Here is a 9,731-nt window from a genome sequence, read left to right on the forward strand (position 1 = left end):
CGGCCTTTCCATCATGCGGCCGACCCTGGTCCGCCTGTCCAATTCTTTGCGCTTCATACCCGTGGGCCGGGCCACCCCGACCGGCCGGACGGCACCGGAACTCCCGTCCGCACCCGCGCTGAGCTGCAGAAATTCGTCCTACGGGGCTCTCGTGCCGCAAGCTGTGCTGCGCTCGCGTGTCGGTGTGACGTACACCTCGCGAAATCTCCTGAAGCCCCGGCCGAACGTTTCCGTGCGCTGCGGCGTCGTAGAGGAAACGCGGTGAGGGGGTGGCTTGTGCTGCGCAGAAAGGCCCGCCGTGCCCGGGAGGACGATCACACCGATCCCCTGGACGCGGCTCAGGAACGCCGGGTACGGGCGGTGCTCGCGCTCGGCGGGGTGCCGCAGGCGGACCTGCTGGACGGGGTACAGCAGGTACGTCTGCGGCTGCTGGAGCGGGCCGCGAGCGGACGTGAGGCGCCGCGGGACGTGTCGGCGTGGGCGGCGGTCGTCGCCTCCAACCTCGCCATGGACTGGCACCGGGCGAAGAAGCGTCAGGAGCGGCTCGGTGAACGGCTCGCCTCCCTGCGCCAGACCGAGCACCCCTCCGGCGAGGACACGAGCCTGCTCTCCCTCGCCGTCGCCCGGGGCCTGGACGAGCTGCCCGACGCCCAGCGTCAGGTCCTCGTCCTGCGTTTCTACGGCGATCTCCCCGTGCGCGACATAGCCGAGGAGCTCGGCATCCCGGAGGGCACGGTCAAGAGCAGGCTGCACACGGCGGTACGGGCCCTGCGCGCCCGCCTGCACGAGGACGAGGTGGTGTGACATGACCGCCGAGAACGAGGGCCGCGGCGCCGACGCGCTGATGGCCGCGATCACCGGTGAACCGCTGTCCGACCAGGAGCGGGCGGACGCCGCCTTCATGGCCGAGCACCGGTCGGCCGCCGCCGATGTGGCGCTGCTGAGGGAGCAGCTCGGGATCATCGGGCACGCGCTCGCCGAGCCACCCGAATCGGTTCCGGTTCCGGAGCCCGAGCATGCCCCTGCCCCCGTACGCCGCCCCTCCCGCGCCCGGCACCGGATCCGCACCGTCGCCCTCGGCTCCCTCGCCGTGGCCGCCGCCGCGTCCGTGCTGGTCGGCATGGGCTGGCTGCTGTCGCGGGCCGGGACCGACACCATGAGTTCGGACGCGGGCGGCGCCGCCGCCGACAGCAAGGCGGCCGCCTCACCGTCCGCCGACGAGGACTTCGGCAGCCCGAACTACCTCGCCTGCTCCCGCCTCGTCGCCGAGGGCGTCGTCACCGCCGTGGAGCCGGTGCCCGACACGGCACAGGAGCGGATCACCCTGCGCGTGACCCGCGCCTACCTGCCGGAGAAGACCGAGGACAAGGTGACCTTCGAGATGGAGAAGGACTCCGTCCTCAAGGGCGAACACCTCCTGGTCGGCATCCCCCGCGACGCCACGACCCCGGACGTCTGGTTCATCGGCGAGCAGGACATCGCCCCCGAGCGGGCCTGGATCACCGCCTCTCTCCGCGAGGCGCACCGGCTCACCTGCTGACGGCGAAGGGCGGGCGCCCTCACGGACGCCCGCCCTCACTGCCGTACTACCGACGGTCTGCCGTGAACTACGGCGTGACCTTCTCGATCTTCACGCTGCCCATGCCCGCGACCGTGCCGCGCGCGTTCAGCAGCTGGACCTGGCCGAAGAACGCACGGCCCTCGGGCGCCGCCGCGGCGGCGGTGACGCTGCCCGTGACGGTGGCCGAGTCACCCGTGCCGAGCTTCACCGGCGCCGACTCGTCGACCTTGACGGTGCCGAGCGCGGCGGAGAAGAACACGTCCAGGTAGTCGTACGCCGTCGAACCGGCCGGAATCGAGTAGCCGATGACGTCGATCGTGTACGTCCCGGCGGCCGGGTTCGCGACCGACACCGCCTCCTCCGAGTCACCGTCGGCGGAGCTGCCCACCTCGGTGCCGGCGGCGTTGCGGACGACCAGGTCGAGGTCGGCGGCGGCGTCGGAGACGTTGCCGATGGAGACGTTCAGCGAGGTCGCGCCCGCGGGCACCTCGACCGTGGTGGTCTGGGTGGCGCCCTGGGCGATGGTCGGACGCGCGGTCTTCGACGAGCCGAGCGGGCCGCCGGCCAGCTTGCCGTCGATCGCGGCGTACTTGTTGGTCACCTTCCAGGAGGCGGCGGCCGGGGTGCCGACCTTGGCCTCGGGCACGGTCACGGTCTCCGGGTCGAAGGCCGCGCCGAGGACGGTGACGTCCAGCTTGTACGGGTTGTCGAGCAGCGGCGACGTACGGCGCGACTCGACCTCGATCTCCCAGACACCGGGCTGCGGGGCGGCGTAGGAACGCACGTCCGGCTTGCAGCCGTTGCCGGCGAGGTAGTTGTTGTAGCAGTACGGGGTGCCGGTGTTGTCGGACGGCGTGCCGTACGGGTGGATGGCGATGAACCGGGTCTGGCTCTTGTCCTTCAGCCCGCCGATCGCGACCTCAAGGGACTTGGCGCCCTCGGGGACGGTCACGAAGTACGACTTGGTGCTGTTGCGCTGCACCGAACCGGACGCCGAGTAGCTGTACTTGAGCGGCGCGGAGACCACGACCGTGTTCAGGATCTGCTGGTCGACGCCCTCGGTGCGCGGGTCGTCGACCTCCAGGATCGCGCTCTTGAGGCCGGCCGAGGACGGCTTGGCGGCGATCTTGACGGTGACCGGCTTGTTCAGGCCGAGGCTGATCTCGTCGGAGCCGGCGATGCGGAAGGTGTCACCCGCGTTGTTCGCCAGGTCGAGTTCGTGCCGGATCGCCTTGTCCGGGCCGGACGTACGGGTGATGGTGACGTCGTACCACTTCTTCTGCCCGGCCTTGAGGCCGCCCTCGCGGTCGTAGACGCCCGTGCCGAAGCCCGGCGTCTTCAGGAACTGGTCGATCGCGGTGTCGACCGGCGCCTTCACCGCGTACTCGTGGGCGGTGGCGCCGTCGCGGATGGAGTCCCAGGCGTCCTCGATGTTGATGAGGCCGGCACCCTCCTCGTACGCCTGAACACCCTTGATGTGGTCGGCGGTCGAGGTCAGCGCGGTGCGCAGGGTCGCCGGGGTGAGGGCGATGCGCTTCTGCTTGGCGGCCGACAGGAGCAGCGCGGACGCGCCCGCCGCCTGCGGGGACGCCATCGAGGTGCCCTGGAGCATGCCGTAGCCGGCCGGGAGCGCGTAGCCCGCCTCGGCGACCGGGGCGCCCGGCAGCCAGGTCTGGATGGTGTTGATCGCGGCACCCGGGGCGACCAGGGTCGGGGTGAAGCCGCCGTCCTCACGCGGGCCGCGCGAGGAGAACGGCATCATCGCGTACGGCTTGGACACGACCGAGCCGTAGTTGGCGGCCCAGGTCTCCTTGGAGATGGTCGCGCCGACCGAGATGACCTTGGCGGCCAGGGCCGGGTCGCCGATGGTGTTGGCGCCGGGGCCGGAGTTGCCCGCGGAGATCACCAGCTGGACGCCGTAGGTGTCGATCAGGCGCGTGTAGAGCTCGGCGCGGGCGTTGTTGCCGTCGTTCAGCGCCGGGAGGCCGCCGATGGACATGTTGACGATGTCGACGCCGCGGTTGGTGACGAGGTCGATCATGCCCTCGGTGAGCGCGACGTTGGTGCAGCCGCCGGTCCAGGTGCAGGCGCGGGAGGAGACGAGCTTGGCGCCCGGCGCCTCGCCGTTCATGTCGCCGCCGAACAGGCCGTTGGCGGCGGTGATGCCGGCGACGTGCGTGCCGTGCTCGGACTCGATGACGCCGATGTTGACGAAGTCGGACTTCTTGCCGACCCAGTCCCCGCCCAGCGGGTCCATCGGCACGTCCTTGCGGATCTGCACGACGAACGGCTGGCGCTCGGCGACGTCGGTGGCCGGGTTGTCGGTGCCGAAGTACCCGATCTGGTAGCCGTCCTTGTACGGCTTCATCGGGGTGTCGTCACCGAAGTCGTAGTTGTTGTTGAGGTCGACCCGGACCGTGCCGTTCGCGGCGTCGTAGAGGACGCCCCACGAGTCGGTCTTGTCGCCGTCGCGGTTGGCGTCGCCCGCCGCGTCGCCCCCCGTGGTGTACGACTCCAGGAACGTGCTCACCTGGTACGAGCCCGCGGGCGCCGTCCAGGTCTTGCCGCCGTAGGTGAAGGTGGGCCCGGAGACGGAGGTCACCATCGGGCGCCAGGTGCGGTCGCTGTCCAGCAGCGGGTCGGTGGCGGTGACCCAGTCGACTATCTTCCGCTCACCGGTGGTGGTCTTCTGCAGGGCGGGATGCCCGAGGTCCACACCGCTGTCGAGGATGCCGATGGTGATGCCTCGGCCGTCCGCCTTCGGGTGGTCGTCCACGAAGTCGACGGCGCCCGTCTCGAAGGACGGGTTGTACGGGTTCTCCGCCGGAGTGTTCTTGTCCGGGGCGGCGGCCGCGACGGCGGCGGCCGACGACTTCTTCGTGTCGACGGCGGGGTCGTCCAGGGGTATCTCCTCGCGCAGATCGATGCCGTGCACCGAGGAGAGCTTCGTCGCGGCGGCGATGGCCTTGTCGGCCTTGCCGGTGGGGACGGTGGCCCGGACGTAGCCGAGCTTGTCGTAGGTACGGCCCACAGAGCCGACCGCGTCCAGCTGCTCGGCGACCTTCTCGGTCTGGCCGGGCGCGGTCGCGATCATCATCGTGACGTTCTTGTCGCCGTCGGCCTTGGCCTCGGCGAGCAGGTCGGCGTCGTCCGAACCGAGCTTGTCGTGAGCGGACTTGACGCCCGGGTCCGTCGCGGCGGGCGCGGGGTCCACGGCCATGGCCATGGGTATCGGCCCGGCTGCGGAGAGCGCGGCGACTAGACCGGCGGCCACGGCTATGCGGGCCGCGCGTCTCGCGCCCGGCTTCGGTTCGCGCTGGGGGGTGAGGGTCATCGGCATCCCTTGTAGGTAAAGGAGCATGGGCGTCCGGTATGCGTTCGGTATGCGATCCCGGACGACCGCACAGCTTTATGCAAGGGAAGGATGTTTGGGAAGAGTTGACCGAATCGAAATGGACGGATGGGGAAAACCCCCGGCGAACATTGGGGAGATCAGCCACAAACGGGACATGCCGACGGTGGCGCTAATGTCCGTACGTGCGGAAAAACCTGAGGGTGGCGGCCTACGCCATATGCGTACGGGACGGGCAACTCCTCCTGGCCCGCTCCCCGGCGCCCGGCGGCGGCCATGAGTGGGTCCTGCCGGGCGGCGGCATGGAGCACGGCGAGGATCCCTACGACACGGTCGTGCGGGAGGTGGAGGAGGAGACCGGCTATCTCGTCGAGCCGACCGGACTGCTCGGCCTGGACTCCTTCCAGCGCCGCTTCCCGGGCCGCCGCCTCCGCCGGGCCGTGGACCACCAGGGCCTGCGGCTCGTCTACGAGGCCAGGATCACCGGCGGCGACCTCCGTCACGAGACGAACGGCTCCACGGACATGGCGGCCTGGCATCCGCTCGACACGGTGACCGACCTGACCCTGGTCCCCATGGTCACCAAGGGGCTGGCGCTGTGGCGTGAGCGCCCGGCGACGGGACGGGTACCCCGGAAGATGAACACTGAGTGACCGCGTCCCGGCCGTTCGAAGAGCGGCCGTGAACGCGGAAGGTGGGCGAAGATCCACGTACGGTGATCGGCGTTGCCCGTTGCCGCCATGTTCATGCACAGGTCATCCCCGGTGCCAACGATCCACAGTGAGCGAGCAGTTCGCCCGAGGCGGACGCTCGCGTCCTGTTGCCGACGCGTTCGCACTCGGGGAGATCGCGCATGTCGCGCATACGCTCTGTCGCCAGCTCCGCGGTGGGGGTCCACCGCCGCACCCTGCTCGCCGCCACCGGAGCGGTCACCCTCTCCGCGGGCGTCGGCTACGCCCTGCGGCCCACCGACAGCCAGGCCGCCACCACCGCCGACCCGGCGGGCGCGCCGAACGCCGCAGCGGGCGCCGCTGCCGCCGAGGCCCCCGCCAGCGCCTCCCGCAAGCTGCCGGTCGCCCTCGCGCCCTACACCCGGGGCACCACCCTCGCGAACGTCGCCACCCCGACCGGCACCGGCGGCTACCGCCGGCTCGCCGACGGGCCCGGCTGGCGGCGCGTAGTGCGCGAGAACCTGGCGTCGGCCAAGGCGGGCCGCGAGAAGCGGCGTACGGCGCTCGCCGCCTTCGTCCAGCTCACCGACCTGCACCTGATCGACGCCCAGCACCCGCTGCGCCTTGAGTACCTGCGCTCCACGGACGTGCACGCCTGGCGTCCGCAGGAGGCGCTGACCGTGCCCGGCGCGGTGGCCCTGGTGGAGCGGATCAACGCGCTGCGCGGCAGCCCCGTCACCGGCGCCCCGCTGCACTTCGCCATGACCACCGGCGACAACACCGACAACAACTGCAAGTCCGAGCTGGACTGGTTCCTGAAGGTGATGAGCGGCGGCCGGGTCACCCCCAACACCGGTGACCCGCGGCACTACGAGGGCGTCCAGAGCAGCGGCCTGAAGCTGTACTGGCAGGCCGACGACAGCATCCGCGACGCCGACAAGCAGCTCGGCTTCCCGCACATCGAGGGCTACCTGGCCGCCGCGATCCGCGAGCTGCGCAGCCCCGGCCTGAACATCCCCTGGTACTCGACGGTCGGCAACCACGACGCGCTGCCGCTCGGCACCTACGCCTCGCACAGCGACTCCTACCTCACCGACCTGGCCGTCGGCGGCAAGAAGCTGATGAACGTCTCCGCCGCCGACGCCAAGAAGCTCCAGGACTCCCTCAAGCAGGACCAGGACCCGAGGGGCACCGTCTTCAAGGACTTCCTCAAGGCCCACGCCCGCTCGATGCGCTCGGTCACCCCGGACGAGGGCCGCGCCCCGTTCACGCCCCGCGAGTACGTGCAGGCCCATCTGAACCCGGCCCTGAGCGGCCACGGCCCGGTCGGCCACGGCTACTCGACGGCCAACCTGGACGCGGGCACGCAGTACTACAGCTTCCGTATCGCCGACGACGTCATCGGCATCAGCCTGGACACCACCAACCCGGGCGGGCACTACGAAGGGTCCATCGGGGCGGCCCAGTTCAAGTGGCTGGACAAGACGCTGCGGGACAACGAGGACTCGTACGCGATCATCTTCAGCCATCACACCAGCGAGACGATGGACAACCTGCGCCGCGACCCGGCCCGCCCGAACGAGCGGCGCGTCGGCGGTGCCGAACTGCTCCAGCTCCTCGGCAGCCACCGCAACGTCCTCGCCTGGGTGAACGGCCACATCCACAAGAACGTCATCACCCCGCACTCCGCCTCCGGCGGCCGCGCCTTCTGGGAGATCTCCACCGCCTCCCACGTCGACTTCCCCCAACTCGCCCGGATCATCGAGGTGGTGGACAACAAGGACGGCACGATCTCCCTGTTCACCACCCTGATCGAGTCCGGGGCCCCGCACCGCACCAACTTCACCGACCTCTCCCAGACGGGCCTCGCCGCGCTCTACCGCGAGCTCTCCCTCAACGCCCCCGGAGCCCGCTCGACCCTCGGCGGCGACCGCAGGGACCGCAACACGGAGCTGGTCCTGAAGAAGGGCTGAAACACGCTCAACTGGCACAACACGCGTCAACCTTGGCCGTGGACGCCAGGTCTCTCCCCCCGACCGCGCTCGGTGAGAGCGCAGGAGCTGGGGGAGAGACATGAGCGTACGTACGACCCGCACGGCACTCGTCGCGGCAACGGCGGTGGCACTGTCCGTGGCCCTCGCGGCACCGGCTCTGGCGGCGGCGCCCGCCAGAACCGACCACGAGGCGACCCGCAAGGCCATCGAGGCCGCGGTCGATGCCGGTGTGCCCGGAGTGACGGCCACGGCGAAGGACGGCCGTGGGGCCTGGTCCGCGACGGCGGGCGTCGGCAACCTCAAGACGGGCAAGCCGCGTTCGGCCGACGACCGCTACCGGGTGGGCAGCATCACCAAGACCTTCGTCGCCACCGTGCTGCTCCAGCTGGAGGCGGAGGGCAGGCTGTCCCTGGACGACAAGGTGGAGAAGTGGCTGCCGGGCCTGGTCCGGGGCAACGGCCATGACGGGAGCCGCATCACCGTGCGGCAGTTGCTGAACCACACGAGCGGCATCTTCAACTACACGGCGGACGAGGACTTCGGCCGCACGTACTTCCTCAAGGACGGCTTCTTCGAGCACCGCTACGACACGCAGAAGCCCGAGGAACTGGTCGCGGTCGCCATGACCCACAAGCCGGACTTCGAGCCGGGTACGTCCTGGAACTACTCCAACACCAACTACGTCCTGGCCGGAATGGTGATCGAGAAGGCCACGGGCCGCCCCTACGGCGACGCGATCCGCGAGCGCATCATCAAGCCCCTGCACCTGACCGCCACGTCCGTCCCCGGCACCCGGGTGACCGTGCCGGGGCCCAGCAGCCGGGCCTACTCCAAGCTGGCCGAGACGGCGACGGGGCCGACGTACGACGTCACGAAGCTCAACCCCTCGCTCGCCTCCTCGGCCGGCGAGATGATCTCCAACTCCACCGACCTCAACCGCTTCTACAGCGCCCTGCTGCGCGGCCAGCTGCTCCCGCGCGAGCAGCTGGCCGAGATGACCACGACCGTCCCCGTCGACGAGACCACCGGCTACGGCCTCGGCCTGATGAAGGCCAAGCTGACCTGCGGCGTCACGGTCTGGGGCCACGGCGGCGGCATCCACGGCTCCCAGTCCGAGGGGGTCACGACCGAGGACGGCCGCCACTCCCTGGCCCTCAACTTCAACGGCGACTGGTCGGGGGACGCGGTGGCGGTGATCGAGGCCGAGTTCTGCGGAAACGTGCCGGGCACGCGGCACCGAGCTGATCCGGGCGTGCCGTTCGCACCGTCCCGTATCGGCTGACCGAGCCCGCCGGGGCGGCCTGTTGCGGGAACGTGACACATCGGACGGATCCGTAACGAACGTTGGCACAACGGGTGTGGGTGGCGGCGGGTCGTATGAGGCGTAGGGGCGGGGAAACACCGGGTTCTCGGGTTGCCCGCCCCTGCAAATGACCGCTGACCAGCATGGGGGAATCATGAACGTCCGAGTACGAGGCGCCCGAAGCACCGCTGCTTCCGTGGCGGCCGGAGTCGTCGTCGCCCTGGCCGCAGTCCCGGCTGCCGCCGTGTCGACGTCCGACGGCACACCGCGGTACCTGGCGGCGAGCGAGTTGCCGCCGCACCCGACGTCGGCCTGGTACGCCGGCCCCGTCACGTCGGGGCAGCCCGACCCGCTGCCGGCCTGCGGGGGCGACCCGCTGCCGTCGATCGCCGGCCACCGCCAGTACTGGACCGAGTACGACACCAACGCAACTCAGGTGACGGTGGTGGAGCGCAGCGAGCAGCGGGCCAAGGACTTCGCGGCCCTGCTGCGCAAGGACCTCGCCGACTGCGCGGCGAAGCTGATGCGGCAGAACCCCGACGTGACCGCGACCGAGAAGTACTACGGCAGGCTGAATGTGGAGGAGGGGGCCCATGTCTACGGCATCCACACCACTTCCTCGACAGTGGGGTCCTCCGACATCAGCCTGTACTCGGTGGGCCGGGACGGGACGACCGTGACACTCGTCAGGTGGGCGCAGCTGGGCAACTTCCAGCACGCCCAGGTCGCCGACTTCAAGAACACCACCGTCACGGCCGTCGACAAGCTCTACTGAGCGGCACGAGGAGGGGCCGCCGGGCAGCCGCAGGTCGACGTTCCAGACGGGGTCGGGGAGGCCGTACACGTGGAC

7 protein-coding genes are annotated in these 9,731 nt (G+C 70.4%); 6 read left to right on the forward strand and 1 reads right to left on the reverse strand.

Annotation, left to right across the window (positions count from 1 at the left end):
* Positions 1–276: 276 nt before the first annotated feature.
* Both ACFWYS_RS30305 and ACFWYS_RS30310 read left to right on the forward strand, forming a co-directional pair.
* On the forward strand, positions 277–804 hold the full coding sequence (locus ACFWYS_RS30305) for an RNA polymerase sigma factor (protein ID WP_384775818.1): 528 nt from the start codon (positions 277–279) through the stop codon (positions 802–804).
* Position 805: 1 nt separating this feature from the next.
* Positions 806–1,540, forward strand: a complete 735-nt coding sequence (locus ACFWYS_RS30310) for a hypothetical protein (RefSeq protein ID WP_384775714.1) — start codon at positions 806–808, stop codon at positions 1,538–1,540.
* A gap of 67 nt (positions 1,541–1,607) precedes the next feature.
* Here ACFWYS_RS30310 and ACFWYS_RS30315 read toward each other — a convergent pair whose 3' ends face one another.
* On the reverse strand, positions 1,608–4,895 hold the full coding sequence (locus tag ACFWYS_RS30315) for a S8 family serine peptidase (RefSeq protein WP_384775716.1): 3,288 nt from the start codon (positions 4,893–4,895) through the stop codon (positions 1,608–1,610).
* 203 nt (positions 4,896–5,098) lie between these two features.
* On the opposite strand from ACFWYS_RS30315, the gene ACFWYS_RS30320 reads away from it, so the two are divergent.
* From ACFWYS_RS30320 to ACFWYS_RS30335, 4 genes are all read left to right on the forward strand, one after another.
* On the forward strand, positions 5,099–5,566 hold the full coding sequence (locus ACFWYS_RS30320) for an NUDIX hydrolase (RefSeq protein ID WP_384775718.1): 468 nt from the start codon (positions 5,099–5,101) through the stop codon (positions 5,564–5,566).
* A gap of 200 nt (positions 5,567–5,766) precedes the next feature.
* Positions 5,767–7,557: a TIGR03767 family metallophosphoesterase gene (locus ACFWYS_RS30325; RefSeq protein WP_384775720.1), complete on the forward strand. Its 1,791-nt coding sequence runs from the start codon at positions 5,767–5,769 to the stop codon at positions 7,555–7,557.
* 100 nt (positions 7,558–7,657) lie between these two features.
* Complete coding sequence (locus ACFWYS_RS30330) at positions 7,658–8,860, forward strand: serine hydrolase domain-containing protein (RefSeq protein ID WP_384775722.1); 1,203 nt, start codon at positions 7,658–7,660, stop codon at positions 8,858–8,860.
* 175 nt (positions 8,861–9,035) lie between these two features.
* Entirely contained in the window at positions 9,036–9,656 is a 621-nt protein-coding gene (locus ACFWYS_RS30335; RefSeq protein WP_384775724.1) for a hypothetical protein, read from the forward strand.
* Positions 9,657–9,731: the final 75 nt, after the last annotated feature.

Origin of the sequence: Streptomyces sp. NPDC059010 (assembly GCF_042740355.1) — a bacterium.
GTDB lineage: Bacteria > Actinomycetota > Actinomycetes > Streptomycetales > Streptomycetaceae > Streptomyces.